Below are 22,804 nucleotides of genomic sequence, written 5' to 3' on the forward strand. Positions count from 1 at the left end.
GCGTTACCTCCATGCGCACCGTGGCGATCCTGCGGTGCGCATGCAAGCTGCCCACAAGGCCATAGCCATGCACTACGCACTCAACCTGCGCACCTTCTTCTACAGCCATTATTTTTATCTTGGACTGCGCTTTGCCGCGGGCCTGGTCGGCGTCACCCTGATTACGCTGCAATTCGCCGGCATGACGACCGCCATGACGGTGTGCATCGGCGCGCTGTGCACGGCGCTGATGGACATGCCCAGCCCACTGCGCCACAAGTTCAACGAGATGAGCGCCTCGGTGCTGCTGTGTAGCGCCGTGACGCTGCTCATCAGCCTGTGTGCGCCCTACCACTGGCTGCTGATGACGATGCTGGTGCTGATCAGCTTTGCCGCCTGCATGATGGTGGTCTACGGCCGCAAGTCCATGCCGCTGCAACTGGCCACGCTGTTCATCATGACCATGTCGATGGAACACTCGATGACGGCGCGCGAATCCTTCATCCACACCGGCCTGTTCACGCTGGGTGCGGTGGCCTATCTGGCGTATGCCATGGGCGTGTCGTGGATACTGCGCCACCGCATCAAGCAGCAGGTGCTGGCCGAAGCGCTATTCGAACTGGCGGCCTACATCGACATCAAGGCCGACTTCTACGACACGCGCTACAACCTCACCGAACAATTCAATAAACTGATCCGCCATCAAAGCCTGCTGGCGGACCGCCAGCAAGCATCGCGCGACCTGATCCTGCGCGCCCACAACAACGTCAAGGACGCCATCGTGGTGCAGGTGCACGTCTGCATGCTGGACCTGTATGAACTGATCCTGTCCACCCACACCGACTACGCCCTGCTGCGCACCCACCTGGTCGATTCGCCGGTGCTGCGCACGCTGCACGATTTGGCCTACAAGGCCGCGCGCGATATCGAATCGGTGGCCTACGACGTCACGCGCAAGAAGTCCTCCTTCCCCGAGATCAGCTATGAGCCGGAGCTGGACGCCATCGAAGCCGAATTGGCCGCGCTGCAGGAGCGCATCGACGATGGCAAGCCGCAGCAGGAAGCGCTGGCCGTGCTGCGCGCGCAGCGCAACAAGATCCGCGCCATCATCAAGATGATCGGCGAACTGCACCAGGCCAGCCAGAAGGCCTACGACACCACGCCGTTCTGGGCCGACGCCGACATGGGTCCCTTCCTGTCGCAGCAGAAGTACGAGCTGCGCATGATCCTCTCGCACCTGCGCTGGGACTCGCCGATCTTCCGCTTCTCGCTACGGGTGGCGATGGCGATTTCGGTCGGCCTGGCGGTGGCGGCCATGCTGCCGTATGCGGCGCACAGCTACTGGATCGTGCTGACCATCGTGATTATCCTGAAGCCCAGCTTCAGCATGACCAAGCAGCGTCGCAGCGACCGCATCATCGGCACCATCATCGGCTGCGTGATCACGGCGCTGATCATCAAGTTCCTCAATCATCCGGCGGCGATCCTGGGCATCCTGGTGCTGGCGACGGTGGCCACGCCCACCTTCATCTACCTGCGCTACCGCTACGCGGCCATCGCGGTATCGATCATGATCCTGCTGCAGATGCACCTGATCGCCCCCGGCAATCATGACCTCATCATGGAACGCTTAGTGGACACCTTCATCGGCGCGGCCGTGGCGACGGCGTTCAGCTTCGTGCTGGCGAACTGGGAATATCAAAGCCTGCCGCGCCTGGTGCGCAACGTGCTCGATGTGAACCTGCGCTACATGCAGGCCAGCTTCGATCTGCTGCAGGGCAAAGGCAAGGACGATTTCGCCTACCGCATCGAGCGCAAGCGGCTGATGGACAGCCTGGCCGCGCTCAGCTCCGCGCTGGTGCGCATGCTCGACGAGCCGTCCAGCAAGCAGCGCGCGGTGGAGGACATCAACCTGTTCATCGTGCAGAACTACCTGCTGGTGGCGCACGTGGCGGCGCTGCGCGCCATCCTGCGCCGGCATGTGAAAGAACTGCCGGCGGCCCCGGTGAACGCCATGCTGGCCGAAAGCCACGACCAGGTGGTGGCCGTGCTGGAACGTGCGCTGGCGCCGAGCCAGGCCGACGCTGAGCCGCTGATGAAGCCCCTCTCGCCGCTGTCATCGCCAACGCCGGACACCAACGCCGTGCCATGGTCCGGCTGGCCGCTGGTCCAGCGCCGCATCCGCCTGCTGCAAGCGGATGCCGTCAAAATCATCATCCACAGCGAAGCGATCCTGCGCGATGTCAGCTAAGGACTGATACTATGGGGCGATGAACTCATCGTCCTCTCAACTCAGCACCCGCGACCTGCTTTCGGCCCTGGTGGTGGTCCTCATCTGGGGCACCAACTTCGTCGCCATGAAAGTAGGCCTGCGCAACCTCACGCCGTTCCAGCTTGGCGCCGCGCGCTACGTGTTCGCCATCCTGCCGCTGATTATCTTCATCCGTCCGCCGAAGCTGGCGCCGAAGTGGGTCATCGCGTATGGACTCAGCCAGGGCGTGGGGCAGTTCGGGCTGCTGTTCCTGTCGCTGCAGGTTGGCATGTCGGCTTCGCTGGCGTCGGTGATTTTGCAGACGCAGGTGTTCTTCACCGCCATCTTCGGCTTCCTGCTACTGAAGGAGCACACCAGCCGCGCGCTGATGGCGGGGCTGCTGCTGGCGGCGCTGGGACTACTCTGCTTTGCCGCGAGCTCGCTGCGCGCGGTCACCACCACCGAGATCACGCCGGCCGGTTTTGTACTGTGTCTGGCCGGCGCCGCCATGTGGGCCGTGTCGAATATCGTGGTACGCCGCGCGCAGAAGGAGACGCCGGACTTCGAAGTCATCAGCTTCATCGTGTGGTGCGGCGCCGTGCCGATTGTGCCGTTCGTCCTGCTGTCGCTGACCTTCGATGATCCGGCTACGCGCTGGCAGTGGGTCGATGCGCCGTTCACCACCTGGATCGCGGTGGCCTATGTCGGCTGGATGTCCACCATCATCGGCTATGCGATGTGGACGCGGCTTCTGAAGCGCCATCCGGTCAATCGCGTGGCGCCGTTCAGCCTTGGCGTGCCGGTGATCGGCATCGCTTCCGGCATGCTGGCGTTGGGCGATGTCATCTCCGTGTGGCAGTGGGCGGGCACCGCGCTGATTGTGGCGGCGCTGATCTGCACCATGTTCGGTGGCCGCTGGCTGGACCGCCGCAAATAATCAATCAAGCAGCGAAGCAGACGCGGTTGCGGCCCGTCTCCTTGGCCCGGTACAGTAGTGCGTCGGCCTTCTGCAGCATCGCTTCCGCCGTGCCGGCTGCCAGGTCGGCGTACACGCCCATGCTCATCGTCACCTTCAGGTCCGGATGCACCTGGTGCCATGGGAAGGATTCGATGATGCCGCGCAGCTTGTCGCACAAGGCGGCTGCCTGCGGTAGTTCGGTCTCCGGGAAGGCGATGACGAATTCCTCGCCGCCATAGCGGGCCACCAGATCGCTCAAGCGCATATGGCTGCGCAGGATCTCGCCGACCTGGCGCAACACGACATCGCCGGTCGCGTGCGAGAACTGGTCGTTGATGCGCTTGAAGAAATCGATATCACCGATCACCACGCTCAACGGACGCTTGTGGCGCACCGCGTGGCTGAACAGCGTGGTGGCCTGCTCGTCGAAGTGGCGGCGGTTGTGTAGCTTGGTCAGCGCGTCGCGCACACTGAGCTCGCGCATCTGCTCGGCCTGCGCCAGGATGGTCTGGTGCGACTCGCTCAGCTCCTCGTGGGAGCGCGCCAACTGGGCGCTCATGTCGTTGAAGGCGGCAGCCAGTTCGGCCACTTCATCCTTGCCCTCGACCGGCACGCGCTGCAACAGCGAGCCACCGTGCATCGCGCGCACGGCGCCGGTCAGGTGGCTCAGCGTGCGGCCCAGGCTGCGGCCGAGCAGCAGGCCGAGGACCAGCGCCAGCACTGCCGCACCGCTGACGCCGAACCATAGCGCATCGCGCATCGCCGCCAGGTATTGCAGTTCCTGCTTGCTCGGCGTGATGACGCCCTCCGGCGACACGTAGGCGACCACGCTGCCGCCCACCATCACCGGCCGCGCATCCTTGCGCGCAGCCTCGGGCAACGGCTCGCCCGGTTGGTACACGCCGGCGCCCAGCAGCACGCGGAAATCATGATCGGCCAGGATGAAGCGGAACGGCGGCTCGCCGCCACGGCCGGTTGGCGGACGACGGCCTTCGCGGTCGCCCTCGCCTTCTTCAGGACGAGGAGGCGGCGGTCCCTGCTCCTCGCCGCGCGGCGGCTGGCTGGCGCGCATGAATTCGTCGAAACCGCGCTTGCCCGGACTTTGCTCCCAGCTGCCGTACTGCTGCACATAGGTGCTGACGGCGGTGTGGAAATGCTCGGCCGCCTGCTCGCGCCGGATGCTGTCCACTTTCTTGGTCATGCCGACGTAGGCCAGGCCGCCCACCATCGCCACCGCCGCCAGTCCGGTCAACAACAACGCCAGCATCAATTTCGTGCGCAAGGACATCCCGACTCCGTCAAATTATTGCTAAATGGACAGTAATGATACCTGAAGGTAGTTTCACCAAGAAAAATATCAGTGCCATTTTACTGCCGTGTAGCAATGGTTTCTCATAGGGAAAATGTAGAGTTATATCGAAAACTTATATCGCGCATCATAAATCTAAAGTTTATTTATTACTGAAGCAGGCGCATACTGCAACGCATCAAACGAACATTTATGGAGCTTCTGATGAGCGCAACGACCTACACCACCTTTGCTGACACTGGCTACTTCGCCAATATTGCCAACGCCGCCCGCCAGTTGATGGCCGCACTGTTCGCTGTCCAGCCGGTTGTATCGCAGCGCAACAAAGAAGAAACCATCTGGTGGCTGAATAGCTTGGCGAACGACTGCGAAATGCACTCGCCGAGCCTGTCCGCCGAACTCCGCTACTTCGCTTCCCGCGGCTAATTCATTCAAATCCAAGGAGAAATACCATGCTGACCATTATCGAAAACCTGCCTGCTGCAATCGCCCTGTCCGGCCTGGTGCTGCGCCTGTACCTCGGCGGCAAGCCAGAAGCCAAAGCAGAAGAGTAAGCTCTCAAGCTACTGCGCAGAATTGAAAAAAGCCCCGGCACGCGTAAGCGGCCGGGGCTTTTTAACGTTCGCAGCCTTAGTTCAGGCGCGAGTGACGCATGCCATACAGGAAGTAAGTCAGCACCGCCGCCGTCATCCAGATCGCAAACACGGTGTAGGTCGTCAGCGACAAACCGAACATCAGGTACAGACAGGCCGCGATGCTCAGGCCCGGCACCAGGTAAGGACCGCCCGGCACGCGGAAACCTTTTTCTGTCGAAGCCCCCACCTTGCGGCGCATCACCGGCACCGCCAGCGACACCACGCTGAACGCCGTCAGCGTACCCATGCTGACCATGTCCCACAGGAAGGTGGCGTCGACAAAGCCGGACACCAGGCCCACCACCACGCAGACGATCAGCGTGTTGTGCACCGGCGAACCGGTGCGCGGGCTGACCTTCTTGAAGGCCGGCGAAATCAGGCCGTCCTTGGAGATCGCGTACAGGATGCGGGTCTGGCCGTAGATGGTGACCAGCGTCACGCTGAATACCGAGATCACGGCGCCCGCCGCCAGCACCAGCGCCGGCCAGGTCTGGCCGGTAACGTTTTGCAGGATCACGGCCAAGCCGGCTTCCTGCCCGGCGAACTTGGCCGCCGGCTGCGCGCCCATGGCGGCCACCGCCACCAGCATGTAGAACACGGTGACGATGCCCAGCGCGGCCAGAATGCCGATCGGTACGTTGCGGGTGGGATTGCGGACTTCCTCGCCAGCGGTGGCCACGGTGTCCAGGCCAATGAAGGAGAAAAACACGGTGGCCGCAGCGGCCGTCACGCCGGCCATGCCGGTGTAGTGGGTGCCGCCGTCCGGGCTGAAGAACGGGTGGAAGTTGTTGATGTCAAAGCCGCTGAAGGCGATCACCACGAAGAAGATCAGGATCGCCAGCTTGATCAGCACCATGACGGCGTTGGTGGTGGCCGATTCCTTGGCGCCGCGGATCAGCAGCAGGCAGCACAGGCACACCAGGATGATCGGCGGCAGGTTGATGTGGCCCGGCCGGAATTCGATGCCGTGCGCGGTGGAGACGATGCTCGGCGTGCGCAGCATTTCCGGGATGTGCCAGCCGAAGGCGTTGTTGAGGAAGTTGTTCAGGTAGTCCGACCAGCCGATCGCCACCGCGCTGGCCGCGAGTCCATATTCCAGCAACAAACAGGCGGCCATGATGAAGGCCAGGAACTCGCCCACCGTCGCATACGCGAACGAATACGAGGAGCCGGAGGCGGGAATGCGGAACGACAGTTCGGCGTAGCACAGCGCGGTCAGGCCGGCGGTGATGGCGGCGATCAGGAAGGACAGGATCACGGAAGGGCCGGCTTTTGGCACGGCCTCCACCATGGTGAAGAAGATGCCGGTGCCGATGGTGGCGCCGACGCCGATCATCGTCAGGGGAAACAAGCCTACAGAGCGGTGCAGGGTATTGCTGCTGCTTGGAGCGTGTTCTTCTTTTTTGTTATCGACCAGCTTGGTACGGGTCAGTTTCTGGACCAGCGTTTGGTTCACAGGCAATCCTTGTGGGAGATATATGTACGGGCAAAAACACAGCGATTATAGGGCTTTCCGGCGTGCGGCCCCTACAGGTATTTTGTGCCAGAAATACAACCCCGTTACATGTGCTTACTTTTGATACAGCGGCATGTCTAGATTGCAAACAGGGTGCAGGTTACTCTTGAGCCAACTGTTACTAAGAGCCAAGAAGGAGCCAGCCATGCCGATCAAAAAAATCCCGACCGTATCCCGCCGTTTCCATCCGGCCGCCGTCACCGGCGCCGCCATGGTGCTGGTCGGCCTGGCTCTGACCCTGACTGCCCTGATCGTTCGTTCTTAAGCAAACGTCCCCAAGTAATCGCGCTTGCCGACCGGCACGCCCTGGTTGCGCAGGATGTCGTGCGCGGTGGCGACGTGGAAGTAGAAGTTGGGTAGCGCAAACGTCAGCAGGTAGCTGGCGCCGGTGAAATCCGGGAAGCCGCCGAAGTTGAGCGTGATGGTGCGCTGCTCGCTGCCGTCGAACTGCCCGGCGGGCACGCTTTCCAGATAGGCGATGGTGTTGTCGATGCGCTGGCGCAGCTGGTCGAACGAGGTTTCGTTATCTTCGAACTTGGGCGCCGGCACGCCGCTGAGGCGCTCCACCGACATCTTGGACGTATCGCTGGCGCGCTGGACTTGCGCCGACAGCGGCAACATATCGTCGGCCAGCCGCGCCGAAATCATGGCATCGGGCACCGAGCCCCGCTGCTCGACATGCTCCTCCGCCTTCGTCAGCAAATCCGCCAACACCTTCAAGCCCCGCACAAACACGGGCACCGTCACCTCATACATCGAAAGCGCCATCACCATCTCCCAGTCGCAGAAAACCTCAGTGTAGCGCAAGCGTTCAGGCCATGGCGTCGACGTTGTTGCCGAGGTTGGCGTTGCTTGTGGTGGCGCTGGCGGCGGCTTTGTTGGCTTGGGCCAGGTCGTAGACTAGTTGTTCTTGCTGGGTGACGGTGCCGTCTTCGTTCTTGTCGGCGGCTTCGTAGGTTTTGGTGGCGCTGCTGGAGCCGCTGACGCTACCGCCGCCACCTCCGCCGCCCTTTGCACCGCCGCTGGCTTGCTGGCCTTCGGCGCCTTGTGGGCGTGGTGGTTTGAAGTCGCCGCTTTTGATGGCGGAGGTCAGGTCGTCCTGCGTGATCGAGCCGGTGCCTTCCTTGTCGATGGCGGCGTACTGCTTGGTGGCGTCTTCCGTCGACACGCCTTTGGACTCCAGGCCTTTGACGAATTCGTCTTTACTCACCTTGCCGTCGGTGTCGGCGTCCATCTCGCCGAATACCTTGGCCGCCAGGCGCGCTGCGCCTTTTGCCGGGTCGAAGGAAGTAGCGCTGGCTGCGCTACTGCTGGAAATGCTGCTGATTGCTGTGCTCATGGTTCTTACTCCGTTGTTAAGGACACTGTCCTGTTAACGAACCATTTCACGCATAGATGAGCCACCGATGTGTAAAGACCGGTAAAGATCAACCGACACGCACCACCATCAAGCCCGCGCGCAGGCCCACACGCACGTCGGGATTGGGGAACACCACCAGCTCCTCCGGGAACTGCACCATATAAACCGTATCGCCATCGCGCGCGATCTCTTCACCTTGTTTCATGGCGGTGAAGTTGTGCGTCTCTTTGCCGAAGGCCATCTGGAACTGGTCGCTCAACTTGATTATCTGGCGTGCGGTGTTGTAGATGTGCGGCCGCTGCGTGCCCTCGCGCTTGGGCGCTCCACGCAGCAGATCATCCAGCGCCTGCGAGGCGTCCTTGAACTGCGCCAGATCGTTCTGACCCAGTGTGCCGATGCGGCCCAATTCGATGGTGGTGCCGGCCGCCCCATGATGCTCGGCCGAGTAGTAGCTGTAGGTGCCCACCGACGCCGGATTCATGATGATGGCGCCAATGCCGGCAAGGCCCAGCCAATCGATCAACTGACCGCGCGCCGCGTCGGGAATCAGCTCGGGCACGATGGCGAAGGTTGGATACACCGATGGCCGGATGGCCGTGTGCAAATCGAGATGCCAGCGCACCGGACCTGCGTCTTTGAAGAACGCGCTGGTGGCGGCGATCATGTCATCGGCACGCGCAGCTTCCGCCGTGCCTTCCAGCGTGCCGCGCTGGGCGCGGAACATGCGGTTCAAGTCTGCATCGATGAAGCGCTTGCCAGCGCGGATGGCGCCGATGTTGCCGACGCAGAGCATCAGGTCCACCGCCAGCGCGGACGGCTGATGCGACAAGGCGTCCAGCAGATAGGCCACGACTTCAATCGGTCCCGTCTCGTCGCCATGCACGCCGACCGAGACCAGCACCGCAGGGCGCGCCGCGCTTGCCGCTTCGCTGGCGGCCTTGATCGTGATGATTCCGTCCGCCGGCTCGGTGACCGCGAAACCGGCCGCCGTGAAGCGCCCGGCGACCGCGCTGAAGTCCGCTTCCGCCAGCGCCCTTACGGGCGCCGGCAATGCTGCTGGCAAATCGCTCATCGTGTTACGCCGCCACAGTGGTGCTGGCGTTGACCGCTTCGGACAAGGCCCACACATCCAGCATGGCCTGTTCCAGATCGGTCGCCGCCGCATAGCCCGACAAGCCCAGCGTGTTGGCGACGACTTCCACCGCCTCCACCGCAGTATGGTCGCCGGTTGCATGCTTCAACACCTGCGACAGCAAGCGTTGCTGCGTACGGCGCAGCGCGTTCTGCGCATAGCTGCGCAGCTGTTCCTGCGAACGGCTGGTGGCCGGCAGTTTCAGGCCGCGTTCCAGCGTATCGATGCCAACCTGCGTGCGCAGCGCCAGACCAACCTGCAGGAAGGCCGGCAAGTCCATGCCCGCAGGACGCGATACCGACAACGCCGCAAACACAAACGCAGCCACCGACTCAATGGCGTCCACTGCCTTCCAGGCGCGCGTGAACTCAGGACGCAATCCAGGCGTCAGTTCGGCTTCCGATTTGCCGTCGAGCGAAGACAACTGCGCCAGCGTTTCCGCCTGGGCGAACAACGCAGTCAACTCCGCCACGCCGCCACCGGATTGCAGCTGATCGCCAGGCACCGACAGCGCGCCCTCGATTACAGCCTTCTGCAGCACGCGGGTGTGCGCGTCGACCTTGATCGACACGGCGCGCGGTACTTTCAATGCGTCGGCATCCAGCGCGTTGAACACCGGCGCCAGATTCAGCGCGGACCAGGCCTGGCCCCACGCCAGGATCACGTCCGCTTCATCGACGCCATGTTCGCCGGCCAGCTGGCGCAGCATCAGCGGACCGCAACGGTTCACCGACTCATTCGCCAGCACGGTCGCCAGGATGGCGTTAGCCAGCGGGTGCGCCAGCGCAGGACGGGTTGCCACCAGCAGGTCCGGGAAATACGGCTTCAGCACCGACTCGGCCCAGCTGTTTTCCGTCAGCGGCAGCGCCGACAGGATGCGCTTGTAGCGGTTCTTCACGTTGGCGATGACCACCGCCAGCTCCGGCGTGGTCAGGCCACGGCCATCGGCCTTGCGACGCGCCAGCTCGGCCACCGATGGCAGCTGCTCCAGTTCGCGCGACAGTGCGCCCTCTTCTTCCAGCGATGCGATCAGCGCGGCGTAACCATCCTGCACTGCGCTGTCGGCCTGCGCCTGCAGCTCGCGCACCAGCAGCTGCGTTTGCAGCGTATTGTCGCGCAGGACCAGGCGTTCGATATCGTTGGTCATCTCGTTCAGGATGCGGTTGCGGTCTGCTTCGCTCAACTGGCCGGCGTTCATTTCCACGTCCAGCCACATCTTCGCGTTCACTTCGTGGTCCGAGCAATCCACACCGGCCGAGTTGTCGATCGCATCGGTGAAGATGCGGCCGCCCGACAGCGCGAACTCGATGCGGCCGGCCTGGGTCGCGCCCAGGTTGCCGCCTTCGGACACCACTTTGCAGCGCAGCTCATTGCCGTTGACGCGGATGTTGTCGTTGGCGCGGTCTTTGACCTGCGCGTGCGTTTCAGCCGACGACTTGATATAGGTGCCGATACCGCCGTTGTAGAACAGGTCCACAGGCGCCAGCAGGATACGGTGCATCAGTTCCTGCGGCGGCAGCGAGGTTTCCTCGATATCGAGCACGGCGCGGATTTCAGGCGACAGTTCGATCGTGCGGGCAGTGCGCGGGAATACGCCGCCGCCCTGCGAGATCAGTTCCTTGTTGTAGTCTTCCCACGAGGAGCGCGGCAGCGCGAACATGCGCTCGCGTTCCTTGAACGAGACTTCCATGTCCGGATTCGGATCGAGGAAGATATGACGGTGGTCGAACGCCGCCACGATCTTCAGCTTGCGCGACAACAGCGCGCCGTTGCCGAACACATCGCCCGACATATCGCCCACGCCCACCATGGTCACCGGCGTGGCGTGGATGTCGTGGTCCATTTCGTAGAAGTGGCGCTTGACCGCTTCGAACGCGCCCTTGGCGGTAATACCCATCTTCTTATGGTCGTAGCCGTTGGAACCGCCCGACGCGAACGCGTCGCCCAGCCAGAAACCGCGCTGCACGGCGATGCCGTTGGCGATGTCGGAGAAGGTTGCGGTGCCCTTGTCGGCCGCCACCACCAGGTACGGGTCGTTGCCGTCGTAGCAGACGGTGTCGGTCGGCGAAACGATCTTGCCCAGCACGCGGTTGTCGGTCACTTCCAACAGGCTGGAAATGAACAGGCGGTACACTGCTTCGCCTTCGGCCGCGATGACTTCACGGGCGGCATCCTTCGGCATCTGCTTGCAGACGAAACCGCCCTTGGCGCCGGCCGGCACGATGACGGCGTTCTTCACCATCTGCGCCTTCACCAGGCCCAGGACTTCGGTGCGGTAGTCTTCCATGCGGTCCGACCAGCGCAAGCCGCCGCGCGCCACAGGGCCGCCGCGCAGGTGCACACCCTCGAAGCGGCGCGAGAACACGAAGATCTCGCGGAACGGACGCGGCTCCGGCACCAGCGCCAGGTTGCTGGTGTCGAACTTGAAGATGATCTTGTCGCCCTTCTGATCGTTCTGGAAGTAGCTGGTGCGCAGCGTGGCGGTAATCAGCGTGGCCATCGCGCCCAGCACCACTTCGCTGTCGGCGTGGTTGATGGCCGGCAGGCGGCTCTTGATGTCGGCAACCTTGTCCAGCGCGGCGGCGCGGGTGGCGTCGTCCAGCGATGGATCGAAGCGCTGCAGGAAGGCGTCCACCAGTTCCTTGACCAGCGCCGGCTGCGTGCGCAGCGTTTCAGCCATGTAGCGCACCGAGAAATTGGTGCCGGTCTGGCGCCAGTAGCTCATGTAGGCGCGCACCAGCTGCACTTCGCGCACGTTCAAACCGCCTTCGATGACCAGGCCATTCAGGCGGCCGTCTTCGGCTTCGTTGTTGAACAGGCCGGAGAACAGCTCCTCCGCCACCGGCACGATTTCCGGCTTGGCCAGCTTGGCCGCGCTGGCGGCGTCCACCGACAGGCTGGTGACGTAGTGACGCTCGCCGTTCACGCGCAGCGAGTACGCCTGTTCGCGGTCGATCGCCACGCCGGCATTTTGCAGCGCCGGCAGGATGGTCGACAGCGACGGCACGCGGTCCACCGAGTACAGACGGATGGTGGTGGAGCCGTTGTCCGCTTCGATGCGCACGTTTACGCGCGAGGAATCGGTGTTGCGCAGGATCGCGTCCAGGTCATGGAAGGCGGCGGCAGGCTTGGTCGCGGCGACATAGTCCGGCGGCAGCGTGGCGCACATCTTGCGCAGGCTGGCGCGCAGCGGCACGTCGGCCACTGCGTCGGCCAATACGGAGAACTGGTCGTGCCAGCCGTCCAGCACCGACAACAGCGGCTGCTGGATGTCGGTTTCCAGATCCAGCGGATAGCGCGCGCCGTGGGCGATGAAATAGACACGGGCCAGAGGACCATCGGCCACCAGGGTCTGCGAGCTGACATGCTGGGCGCCGGAGCTGGCTTGCAGCGCCTTGGCCAGGGCCGAGCCGACACTTGCGCTGTAACGCTCGCGCGGCAGGTAGACCAGCACGTTCAGGTGGCGCGCGTAGACGTCGCGACGGGCGAATACCTTGGCGCGCGGCTGCTTGTACAGCGACACCACGGCGCCGCAGACTTCGGCCAGCCATTCAGGATCCGCTTCCAGCGCTTCGGTGCGCGGCAGCGATTCGAGGATCTCGACGAACTTCTCGGCGCGGAAGCCTTCCTGGCGCACGCCGGCGATGCTCAGTACGCGCGCCACGCGGCCGCGCGCGAACGGCAGGCGGTTCAGCGGGGTGGAGGCGGCGGCGCGGGTCAGCAGGCCCACGAAGCAGTATTCGCCGAGGATGGCGCCGTTCGCGTCGGTGCGGCGAATGCCGATGAAGTCCAGCTGCTGGTCGCGGTGCAGCGTGCCTTCCACGTCGGCCTTGACGATGGACAGGGTGTGGCCGCGCTTCGACAGCGTGTCGAAATCGCCAGGGATGTTGGCCAGACAGGTGCCGTACACCGGATGCGAGGTGTCCTGCAGCACGCCGATGCGGCTCGGGATATCGCGTTCCAGTTCACGCACGCCTGGTTTCACGGCGTAGTAGGCAAAGCCGAACGGCTCGAAGCCTTCGGTGCGGGCCCATTCCAGGAAGGCAGCGACTTCCTGGCCTTCTTCGCCGTGCGATGCAGCTTCCGCGCCGATGCTGCTGAAGCGTTCCAGCATGGCGGCGCGGTCGCGGTGCACCACGGCGGCGTCGCGCGAGACCATGATGATGCGTTCGGCCAGCATGCCGATTTCGGCGGCCTGCAAGTCTTCCGACAGCAGCACCAGCACATACGATTCCAGCTTGTCGCCAGCCTGGCCGACGGCGGTCACTGCGCCATCCGCATTGCGCGCCACCGGCAGCACGGCGTTCAATACGCCGTTGGCGGTGACGTGCAGCTTGCGCAGCGCCATCACGATGGAGTCGACGAGGTAAGGCATGTCGTCGTTGAGGATCAGCAGCGCGGTGGCCTTGCCGCCACGGCCGTCGTCGTAACGCAGCGTGGCGATCTGCGCGCCGCTGCCGCTACGCTTGGCAGCATGAGTGAAGCCCTCCCACAAGACAGGCGCCAGGCTATCGGGCACGGTGCCCGCCAAGTCTTCATCATCCAGCGCGCCGAGCCAGGCGCTGATGAGTTGAGGAACTGAGGCGCCAACTTCACTGGCTGGTTTGTTTGCGTTGACCAGATCCAGCGTTTGCTTACGCAGGTCTTGTGGCATTTGCTTCATCATGCTTCTCCAATACGTTATAGGTATCTTATGTTGCAGGCGCCGCGCCGGCTTATGGCTGCGCGGCGGTTATTCGTAGAGTCCGGGCAGTCCCAGTATACGACTCAATTCCTCAAGTGCGGTGTGCACTTCAATTGCCAGTTGCGGATCGGCCAGGTCGGCCGGCTCCAGGCGGTCGCGGTAGTGTTTTTCCACCCACGCCACCAGCGTATGGTACAGCGTCTCGGTCATCACCACGCCTTGATGCATGGCGGCCGCTTCGGCGTCGGTCAGCGCCACGCGCAGGCGCAGGCATGCGGGGCCGCCGCCGTTGCGCATCGACTGGCGCAGGTCGAAGTGAATCAGCTCGTCGACGGCGCTGCCGCCGGCCACCAGGCCTTCCAGATAGGATGCCACGGAAGCGACTTCCTGGCATTCCTGCGGAATCACCAGTGCCATCTTGCCATCGGCCTTGCTCAGCAGCTGGCTGTTGAACAGGTAGCTGGCGACGGCGTCGGCCACCGGCACGCGGGCCGTATCGACGCGGATCGCGTTCAGGTCCGCACCCACGCCAGCCATGGCGCGGCGCAGCTGATCGAGCGTGCCCGCTTCATCGGCGAATGCCTGCTCGTGGTAGAACAGCGCATTGGCGTTACCCACCGCGATCACGTCGTTGTGGAATACGCCCTGGTCGATGACATCGGGATTCTGTTGAATGTAGACCGTGCGTTCAGCCGACAGGCCATGCAGGCGGGCCACGGCTTGCGAGGCTTCCAGCGTCTGGCGGGCCGGGTATTTTTTCGGCGCGGTCGCGGCGGCGTCGAACTCGGTGCGGCCGTAGACGAACATCTCGACGCCGGCGCTGCCGTGGTCCTGGCACAGGCGCGTGTGGTTGGCCGCGCCCTCATCGCCGAAGGCCGGTGTGCCTGGCAGCGCATCGTGCACGGCGAAGTGCTTCTCATCCTTGAAGATGGCGCGCAGCGAACGGGCCGACTGCACGTGCTCGAAGGCGCGGTGCAGTTTGTTGTTCAAGTTGGCGGCGGTGAAGTGCAGGCGGCCGTCGGCGCTGTCGGCCGATGGGCTGACGGTCGCCGCGTTGGCGGTCCACATCGGCGAGGCCGAATACGCGCACGCCAGGATCACCGGCGATTCTTTCGCGGCCTTGGCCAGCACTTCGGCGTCCGTACCGGTGAAGCCGATGCTGCGCAACAGGCGGAAGTTCGGACGGTCCTGCGGCGGCAGCAGCGCCTGGCCGAAGCCGCGCGCGGCCAGGGCGCGCATCTTGGCCAGGCCTTGCAGCGCGGCCAGCTTGGGATTGGAGGCGCTCTTGACGTTGCTGAACGAGGCCACGTTACCGAACGACAGGCCGGCGTAATTGTGCGATGGGCCGACCAGGCCGTCGAAGTTGAATTCGCGTGCGGACATTGCTGCTACCTTTAGAAGTTCATGCCTGGCGAAAGCTTCGCCGGCATTTCGAGGACACTGTTTTCAATCGATGCGACCGGATAGGCGCAATAGTCGGCCGCGTAGTAGGCGCTTGGACGATGGTTGCCCGACTGGCCCACGCCGCCGAACGGCGCGCTGCTGGCGGCGCCGGTGGTTGGACGATTCCAGTTGACGATGCCGGCGCGGGCGCGCACCTGGAAGATCTTCCAGAGGTTCTCGTCGTTCGAGATCAGGCCCGAGGCCAGGCCGAATTCGGTATTGTTGGCGGCCTTGATGGCGCTGTCGAAATCGTTTACGCGGATGATCTGCAGCAGTGGGCCGAACCATTCTTCGTCCGGAATACCTTTGGCGTCGGTGACGTCAACGATGCCCGCCGAAACGAAACCGGTGTTGGCGTCCAGGTGTTTCATCTCCAGCAGCAGCTTGCCGCCCTTGGCCACCAGGTCCGCCTGCGCCTGTACCAGGCGCTTGGCGACAGCGGCCGACACCACAGGGCCCATGAACGGCGCAGGTTCCGCAGCGGAAGCGCCGACGGTCAGGCGGCTGGCCACATCAACCAAACGCGCGACGATGGCGTCGCCGGCGGCGCCGGTCGGCAGGATTAAACGGCGCGCGCAGGTGCAGCGCTGGCCGGCCGAGATGAATGCCGACGACACGGCCATGAACACGGCGGCGTCGACTTCCTTGGCATCCCAGATCACCAGCGGATTGTTACCGCCCATTTCCAGCGCCAGCATCTTGCCCGGTTGGCCGCCGAATTGTTTATGCAGCGCGGTGCCGGTCTGGCAGCTGCCGGTGAACAGCACGCCGTCCAGCAGCTTGCTCTGGCCCAGCGCGATGCCGGTTTCGCGGCCGCCGTTGACCAGGTTGATCACGCCTTGCGGCAGGCCGGCCTGTTCCCACAGCTGCACTGTTTTCACGGCCGTGCGCGGCGCGTATTCGCTCGGCTTGAACACCACCGTGTTACCGGCGATAAGGGCCGGCACGATATGGCCGTTCGGCAGGTGGCCGGGGAAGTTGTAAGGACCGAATACCCCGAACACGCCATGCGGACGGTGACGCAGCACCGCTTCGCCATCGGCGATCTTGTTGCTGGTCTCGCCGGTGCGGGCGCCGTGGGCCTGTACCGAGATGTCGATCTTGTTGGCCATGGTGGTCACTTCGGTGCGCGATTCCCACAGCGGCTTGCCCACTTCTTCGGCGATCAGCAGCGCCAGCTCTTCCGCATCCTGCTTGAGCAGATCGCGGAAGCGGGTGCAGACGGCGATGCGCTCGGCCAGCGGCGTCAATGCCCAGGCTTCAAAGGCCGCGCGCGCGGCGGTCGTCGCTTGCGCCACGTCCTGTGCGGTGGACTCGTTGCTGGACCAGGTCTGCTTGCCATCGGCCGGGTTGATGGTCACCAGCTCGGCGCCGCTACCGGCGAACCATTCGCCGTTGATGAAGTTACTGATGTTTGCCACTGAGTTAGCCATTGTTCTTCCTCGGATTGAGAGTCAGGGTGCGCACGGTGTCGCCGGTTTTGCAGTGCAGGAGTTTCTGTTCCGCTTCAGGCAAGGCGACGGCGCCGTTGACCGGCACCGAATGCGACAAAATCATGCGGAAATCTTTGAGCGTGGTGTTCGACACCAGCATCGGCTCGGCCGCCGCCGTCTCCGGCGCGCAGGCGGAATCCCAGTCGGTGGTCGGGCCGATGTCGGCCAGCGTGCTGTCGCGCATGGCGCGCAGTTCGGACACGCGCGCCTGCAGCACCGGGCCGGCGTCGAAGATGTCGACGTAGCCTTCGAAGTACATGCCTTCCTGTTCCAGCAGGCGGCGTGCCGGCGCGGTGGAGGTGTGCACCTTACCGATCACCTGCTGCGCATCTTCCGGCAGATAGGCCACGTACAGCGGCTGGCGCGGCATCAGTTCGGCGATGAAGGACTTCTTGCCGACGGCGGTAAGGTCGTCCACGTGATCGAAGTCCATCTTGAAGAAGTGGCGGCCCAGGCCTTCATAGAACGGCGAGCGGCCGCCCTCTTCCTGGTAGCCGCGCATCTCGGCGATCAGCTTTTCCGTGAACAGGTGCGGGAACTGCGCGATGAACAGGAAACGGCTCTTCGACAGCAGCTTGCCGTTGTTGCCGGTGCGGTAGTCCGGATGCAGGAACAGCGAACACAGTTCGGTGCTGCCGGTCAGGTCGTTCGACAGGTACAGCGTGTCCATGCGGGTGAACACATTCAGCTCGCGGCTGGAGTGCACCAGGGTGCCGATGCGGTAGTTGTAGAACGGTTCGGTCAGGCCCACGGAACCCTTGATGGCGCAGACGCCGGCCAGCCGGCCGCTCTCGGTGTCCTCCATCACGAACATGTAGTCGCGTTGTTCGGGCGGGATGGTTTCGGCAAACGAGGCCACGGCGATGGCCAAGCGGTCGCCCATCATCTTCATGTCCGGCTTGAGCGTGGTCATGCCGCTGCCCACCTGGGTGGCCATCACGTACAGGGCGTCGATGTCTTCGGCTTGGATTGCGCGTACTACTAGCATAGGTGGTCCACTCGTATTTTTATATTCTGACGCAGATGACGGTGTCGCCTTCGGCGACGCTCAGCGCTTCCTGTACCTCAGCCGGCAGCGCCACGCTCAGTTGCGACTCCAGCGACGGGCAATGCGTGATCACGGCGCGGAAGTTGTGCTCCGAACCGGACGATACGGCGTAACGCAGTTGCGGCTCGCGGCCACGGTCCGGCGTTTCCACCGAAGTGGCGACGCGGCGTTGCAGCGCGCCGGTGAAGGTGCGCAGCGAGTTCTTGTGGGCCTGCAGGATCGGGCCGCCGTCGAAGATGTCGATGTAGTCGTCGGCTTCGAAGCCTTCGGCCGTCAGCAGGTTGAAGGCCAGTTCGCCCGATGGATGGATCTGGCCCATGGCGGCCTGCGCGTCGCCCGGCAGCAGCGGCACGTAGACTGGATAATGCGGCATCAGCTCGACGATCAGCGTGCGGTTGCGGGCGCCGCCGATGACGCGTTCGGCGTCGAGGAAATCCATCTGGAAGAATTTGCGGCCCAGCGCATCCCAGAACGGCGAACCGCCCTCGCCGTCGGTCACGCCGGCCAGCGGCACGAAGAAGCGGTCGGCGAAGCGATGCGGCGCCAGCACGGCGAACATCAGGCGCGCGCGCGACAGCAGCGCCGCTTCCGGCGTGCCGTGTTCGCGTTCGCCGACGTAGAAGCTGGACAGCTGCGAATAGCCGGTGAGTTCGGAGCACAGCGTCAGCGCATGCACGCTGTGGCTGATGTTGAGATCACGCGAGACCTGCTGGATCACGTCGTTGCGGAACGAGAAATAGGTGCCGTTGGAACCGGCGGCGGCAAACATGGCGGCGGTGCCGACGATGGTTTTGTCTTCGGCTTCCAGCACCAGCAGGTAGGCTTCTTCGCTGGGAATATCGACATGCGCGGCAAAAGACGCGATCGACAGTTCGATCATGGCGAGGATTTTCTCGCGCGTCTTGGGCAAGGTATGCACTCCCGGCATGGGCACTGCGGCCAGCGCTTCAAGGGCAGCAATATCCGCAAGTTCAACCGGACGGACTACATACATGGGAACTCCTTAAATATTAGCCGTAAACGTCGTTCCCGCGTAGGCGGGAACCCATAGAACGCCGGCGGAGCACGCTCAGCATGGATTCCCGCGTGCGCGGGAATGACGGTGTTGTGGTGCTTACGCTACTTTCAGCAGGCCATCCAGCGACAGGCGCAGGATGCGGTCGGCTTCGGCGATCTGTTCGTCGGTGACGATCAGGGCCGGCGCCATGCGCACCACATCCATGCCGGCGATCAGCACCATCATGCCGTTGGCTTCAGCGGCTTTCTGGATATCCTTCGAGCGGCCTTTCCATGCATCGGTCACCACCACGCCCAGCAGCAGGCCGGCGCCGCGCACTTGCGTGAACACTTGCGGATAATCGGCCACGACTTTTTCCAGCGTTGCGCGCAGCTTGTTGCCCGCTTCTTTCACACGCGCCAGGAAGGCCGGCTGGTTAATGGTTTCCAGCACCGTCAGCGCCACTGTGGCGGCCATCGGGTTGCCGCCGTAGGTGGTGCCGTGCGAGCCGACGCCCAGGGTGGCTGCCAATTCGTGGGTGGTCAGCATCGCAGCGACCGGGAAGCCATTGCCCAGCGCCTTGGCCGAGGTCAGCACGTCCGGGATGATGCCGTAGCTCATGTAGTGGAACAGGTCACCGGTACGGCCCATGCCCGACTGCACTTCGTCGAAGATCAGCAGGGCGCCGGTTTTGGTGCACAGGTCGCGCAGCTCTTGCAGGAAGGCCTTGTCGCCCGGCACCACGCCGCCTTCGCCTTGCAGCGGTTCAACGATCACGGCGCAGACGTCGTCGCCGATGGCGGCGCGGGCCGACTCGATGTCGTTGTAGGTGATGTGATCGATCGACGGTGGCAGCGGCTCGAAGCCTTCGGTGTATTTCGACTGGCCGCCGACCGACACGGTGAACAGGGTGCGGCCGTGGAACGACTGGTAGCACGAAATGATGCGCGACTTGTGCGGGCCGAACTTGGTGTGGGCGTGCTTGCGCGCCAGTTTCAGGGCCGCTTCATTGGCTTCGGCGCCGGAGTTGCAGAAGAAGGCGCGGTCGGCGAAGGTCGCTTCGGTCAGGGCCAGGCCGAGGCGCAGCACCGGCTCGTTGGTGTAGCCGTTACCGAGGTGCCACAGGGTGTTGGCCTGACGGGTCAGCGCTTCGACCACGATAGGGTTGCAATGGCCCAGAGCAGCCACGGCGATGCCGGAGGTGAAGTCCAGGTAGTGTTTGCCGTTCTGGTCCCACAGGTCCAGACCCGAGCCTCGGACCGGAACCATCGCTGCCGGTGCGTAGGTCGGCACCAGGACTTCGTCGAAAGTCTGACGAGTCACAGGACGGTTGAGAGCGGTCGTATCTACTTTGGCGTTCATGGCATTCCCTATCAATGGTGGGTACGGTGCGGCACAGCGCCGCGAGGACCCATTATAAAAAGCGGGATGCTAAAGTTCTTTTCAAATGGCGACAAGAATTTTTACTTTTAGCCGCAAAATAAATCCGGGGTCAGGTCCTCCATTGCTACACGGGCTCTGCCGTAGGCAAGCCTACGGCAGAGCCCGTGTAGCAATGGAGGACCTGACCCCGGATTTCGGCGTTATCAAGGAAGCATGAGCTTCCGCTGGCGCTCTTCACGCGGCGTGTTGCCGAACAGGGCGCCGAAGGCGGTGGAGAAGTGGGAGCCGGACGAAAAGCCGCACATCAGGCCTACCTGCACGATGGAATGGTTGGTCTCAAGTAACAGCTGGCGGGCCCGCTGCAGGCGCAGCTCCAGGTAGTAGCGCGATGGCAGACTGCCAAGATATTGCTTGAACAGCCGCTCCAGCTGGCGCCGCGACAGCCCCACCAGGTTGGCGATGTCGTCGGTCGAGAGCGGTTCCTCGATATTGGTTTCCATCAGCGTGACCGCCTCTGACAGGCGCGGCTGCAAAGCGCCGAAACGCGCCTGCAAAGCCACGCGCTGGCGCTCCTCTGGCCCGCGCACCCGCTCCACGCACAAGCTTTCCTTGATGACGGCCTGCACGCTGGCGCCGAACAGTTGCTCGATCAGCGTCAGCGCGAAGTCGATCGACGCGGCGCCGCCGCAGCAGCTCAGGTGATGGCCGTCCAGCTCGAACAGGTGTGGCGTCAGGATGGCGCGCTCGGTGATGTCTTCGGTGTCCGCATACAAGGCCCACGGCAGGGCGATGCGCACGCCGGCCATCAAGCCGGCCCGCGCCAGCCACAGCACGCCGGCGCCGACGCCACCCCAATAGTCGGCCGAGCGGCAGCGCTCGATCACGGCGCGGGCCTGCTCGGACGGCAGTGGCGCCTGCTGCTCGTCGGCCACCAGCAGCGCCACATGGTGATGCCCGCCCTTCTGCGCCAGCACGACTTGCGCCGGCGTCATGATTTCCAGTTGCAGGACGTCGCGCCCGAGCGCCGAGGCAGCCAGGCGCAGCGGCTGCACCAAGCCGGCCCAGGTGATGGCGTCCGCCTCGCCCGCGTTGACCAGCAACAAGCGCAGAGGCTGCTGCCGGGCGAGACTGGAAAGGGTATCAAAAGACATGCAGGCTACTCCGGCGCAAGGGCCGTGGCGGGACGCTCGGTACTCCATTGGCTCACTATCATACCGGAGATCAACAGTGCCGCGCCCAGCAGGCCGTTCCAGGCCAGCGTCTCACCGAGCCAGAAATACGCGAAGATCGCGGCGCAGCCGGGCTCGAACGCATAAATAACCGCCGCCTCGTTGGCGCTGCTGCGGCTCTGGCCCCAGGTTTGCAGCGAGATAATGGCGGCCGTGGCGACCACGCCGAGGTAGACCAGGTTGAGGCTGTACATCTGCAACCCTTTGCCAACGTAGGCGATATAGTCCGGCAAATCCTGCGCGCGCTCGGCCAGGCCCAGCGGCACTTCGGAAATCAGCAGCCAGATGGCGGCGCACACGGCCACGGTGACGATCTGCGAGGCGGTCAGCGCCATCAGCTTCTCCACCTTGCGGGTGGTGGTTTCCATCAGCTTGATGTAGATGCCGAAGAACAGCGCGCACAGCAGCGCCAGCGTGTCGCCGCGCCCCCAGCTGAAACTGCCTTCCCAGCACAACGCAAACAGGCCGGCCACCGACAGCAGCAGCGCGTAGAGAATGCGGCGCTCCAGCTTGGCTCCCAGCGCCACGCCCAGCAACGGCGGCACCAGCACGTTGAGGCCGGTGATGAAGGCATTGCGATTGGAGCTGGTCAGCGCCAGCCCTTCGATCTGGAACACGTAGCACAGGAACAACACCACCCCGGCCAGAACGCCCCAACGCAGGTCGCGCCAGCGCACGCCCCACAGGAAAGGCAGCAGCAGCACGCTGGCCAGCGCAAAACGGCACAGCACGATCCAGCTGGCCGACAGGTAGCCGGTCATGTCTTTCATCGCAGGGAAGGTGGTGCCCCAGACCAGGGTGACGAGCAGCAAAGCGGCAATACCGCGCAAGTGAACAGGCATCATTATTCTTTTGGTTAGCGTCTGCATAGTGTAACCGCCGGAAAGCCTGATGCGAAGCGGCTATAATCACGTCTTATGGGTGAACGATTCTTGAAAAGCATCCGGCTGCTGGCCGAGTGCATGCAGGGCTATGAACGGCTCTCCGGCGAGTACGTGCGCCGGAGCGGTTTGACGCACGCCCAGTTCGACATCATCGCCACGCTGGGCAACACGCCAGGCATGTCCTATAAAGAACTGGGCGACAAGACGCTGATCACCAAGGGTACGCTGACCGGGGTGATAGAGCGGCTTGAGCAAAAGGGGCTGGTGGAGCGTCAGCGCAATGATTGCGACAAGCGTTCCTTCTTTGTGAAACTGACGGCGGAAGGCGAGCGGACGTTCTGCACCGTGTTCCCGGAAGTCATTTCGCAAAGCGGCAAGGTGTTTGCGGACTTTTCCGATGCCGATTTTGCGGCGCTGGAAAAAACCCTGTCCGAACTGAAAAATGTCATCATGGCCGGCCAAACAGCAAGTCCGTCCACCCGTGATTGCGATTAAAAAACCAA

The 22,804-nt window shown here is 63.5% G+C and carries 17 protein-coding genes; 4 read left to right on the forward strand and 13 right to left on the reverse strand.

Going from position 1 to position 22,804, the window contains the following annotated elements; all coding sequences use genetic code 11:
- The first annotated feature begins 67 nt into the window (after positions 1 to 67).
- Together ACXZ1M_RS11405 and ACXZ1M_RS11410 are read left to right on the forward strand one after the other, a co-directional pair.
- The gene (locus tag ACXZ1M_RS11405) at positions 68 to 2,230 is read left to right on the forward strand and encodes an FUSC family protein (RefSeq protein ID WP_459053276.1); all 2,163 of its coding nucleotides are present in this window, start codon (positions 68 to 70) and stop codon (positions 2,228 to 2,230) included.
- A 19-nt stretch (positions 2,231 to 2,249) separates the two neighbouring features.
- Positions 2,250 to 3,167, forward strand: coding sequence for an EamA family transporter (locus ACXZ1M_RS11410; RefSeq protein WP_459053277.1), 918 nt, complete (start codon positions 2,250 to 2,252; stop codon positions 3,165 to 3,167).
- Positions 3,168 to 3,171: 4 nt separating this feature from the next.
- On the opposite strand, the gene ACXZ1M_RS11415 is transcribed toward ACXZ1M_RS11410, so the two are convergent.
- On the reverse strand, positions 3,172 to 4,476 hold the full coding sequence (locus tag ACXZ1M_RS11415; protein WP_459053278.1) for a diguanylate cyclase: 1,305 nt from the start codon (positions 4,474 to 4,476) through the stop codon (positions 3,172 to 3,174).
- Between the two features lie 225 nt (positions 4,477 to 4,701).
- On the opposite strand from ACXZ1M_RS11415, the gene ACXZ1M_RS11420 reads away from it, so the two are divergent.
- Entirely contained in the window at positions 4,702 to 4,923 is a 222-nt protein-coding gene (locus ACXZ1M_RS11420) for a hypothetical protein (RefSeq protein ID WP_459053279.1), read from the forward strand.
- Positions 4,924 to 5,127: 204 nt separating this feature from the next.
- Here ACXZ1M_RS11420 and ACXZ1M_RS11425 read toward each other — a convergent pair whose 3' ends face one another.
- The 12 genes from ACXZ1M_RS11425 to ACXZ1M_RS11480 form a co-directional block, all read right to left on the reverse strand.
- Positions 5,128 to 6,588: an APC family permease gene (locus ACXZ1M_RS11425; protein WP_459053280.1), complete on the reverse strand. Its 1,461-nt coding sequence runs from the start codon at positions 6,586 to 6,588 to the stop codon at positions 5,128 to 5,130.
- Between the two features lie 321 nt (positions 6,589 to 6,909).
- Positions 6,910 to 7,416 carry a DUF1993 domain-containing protein gene (locus ACXZ1M_RS11430; protein WP_459053281.1) on the reverse strand — a complete coding sequence of 169 codons (507 nt, stop codon included), beginning with the start codon at positions 7,414 to 7,416 and terminating at the stop codon, positions 6,910 to 6,912.
- Positions 7,417 to 7,459: 43 nt separating this feature from the next.
- Positions 7,460 to 7,987, reverse strand: coding sequence for an EF-hand domain-containing protein (locus tag ACXZ1M_RS11435; protein ID WP_459053282.1), 528 nt, complete (start codon positions 7,985 to 7,987; stop codon positions 7,460 to 7,462).
- Between the two features lie 88 nt (positions 7,988 to 8,075).
- A complete protein-coding gene (locus ACXZ1M_RS11440) occupies positions 8,076 to 9,080 on the reverse strand; it encodes a succinylglutamate desuccinylase (RefSeq protein WP_459053283.1) in 1,005 nt (334 codons plus the stop codon).
- 4 nt (positions 9,081 to 9,084) lie between these two features.
- Positions 9,085 to 13,803: an NAD-glutamate dehydrogenase domain-containing protein gene (locus ACXZ1M_RS11445; protein ID WP_459054000.1), complete on the reverse strand. Its 4,719-nt coding sequence runs from the start codon at positions 13,801 to 13,803 to the stop codon at positions 9,085 to 9,087.
- Positions 13,804 to 13,872: 69 nt separating this feature from the next.
- Complete coding sequence (gene astB / locus ACXZ1M_RS11450) at positions 13,873 to 15,207, reverse strand: N-succinylarginine dihydrolase (RefSeq protein WP_459053284.1); 1,335 nt, start codon at positions 15,205 to 15,207, stop codon at positions 13,873 to 13,875.
- Between the two features lie 11 nt (positions 15,208 to 15,218).
- Positions 15,219 to 16,700: a succinylglutamate-semialdehyde dehydrogenase gene (gene astD / locus ACXZ1M_RS11455; RefSeq protein ID WP_459053285.1), complete on the reverse strand. Its 1,482-nt coding sequence runs from the start codon at positions 16,698 to 16,700 to the stop codon at positions 15,219 to 15,221.
- On the reverse strand, positions 16,693 to 17,748 hold the full coding sequence (gene astA / locus ACXZ1M_RS11460) for an arginine N-succinyltransferase (RefSeq protein ID WP_459053286.1): 1,056 nt from the start codon (positions 17,746 to 17,748) through the stop codon (positions 16,693 to 16,695). The genes astD and astA overlap by 8 nt, the downstream gene beginning before the upstream one ends.
- 19 nt (positions 17,749 to 17,767) lie before the next feature.
- Positions 17,768 to 18,802 (reverse strand): arginine N-succinyltransferase, encoded by a 1,035-nt coding sequence (locus ACXZ1M_RS11465; RefSeq protein WP_459053287.1) that lies wholly within the window; start codon positions 18,800 to 18,802, stop codon positions 17,768 to 17,770.
- Positions 18,803 to 18,922: 120 nt separating this feature from the next.
- The gene (locus ACXZ1M_RS11470; protein ID WP_459053288.1) at positions 18,923 to 20,167 is read right to left on the reverse strand and encodes an acetylornithine/succinyldiaminopimelate transaminase; all 1,245 of its coding nucleotides are present in this window, start codon (positions 20,165 to 20,167) and stop codon (positions 18,923 to 18,925) included.
- 224 nt (positions 20,168 to 20,391) lie between these two features.
- Positions 20,392 to 21,339 carry a GlxA family transcriptional regulator gene (locus tag ACXZ1M_RS11475; RefSeq protein ID WP_459053289.1) on the reverse strand — a complete coding sequence of 316 codons (948 nt, stop codon included), beginning with the start codon at positions 21,337 to 21,339 and terminating at the stop codon, positions 20,392 to 20,394.
- 5 nt (positions 21,340 to 21,344) lie between these two features.
- Complete coding sequence (locus ACXZ1M_RS11480; protein WP_459053290.1) at positions 21,345 to 22,262, reverse strand: DMT family transporter; 918 nt, start codon at positions 22,260 to 22,262, stop codon at positions 21,345 to 21,347.
- Between the two features lie 117 nt (positions 22,263 to 22,379).
- On the opposite strand from ACXZ1M_RS11480, the gene ACXZ1M_RS11485 reads away from it, so the two are divergent.
- Positions 22,380 to 22,796 (forward strand): MarR family winged helix-turn-helix transcriptional regulator, encoded by a 417-nt coding sequence (locus tag ACXZ1M_RS11485; protein ID WP_459053291.1) that lies wholly within the window; start codon positions 22,380 to 22,382, stop codon positions 22,794 to 22,796.
- The last annotated feature ends 8 nt before the right edge of the window (positions 22,797 to 22,804 follow it).

The organism is Duganella paludis (genome assembly GCF_054461335.1).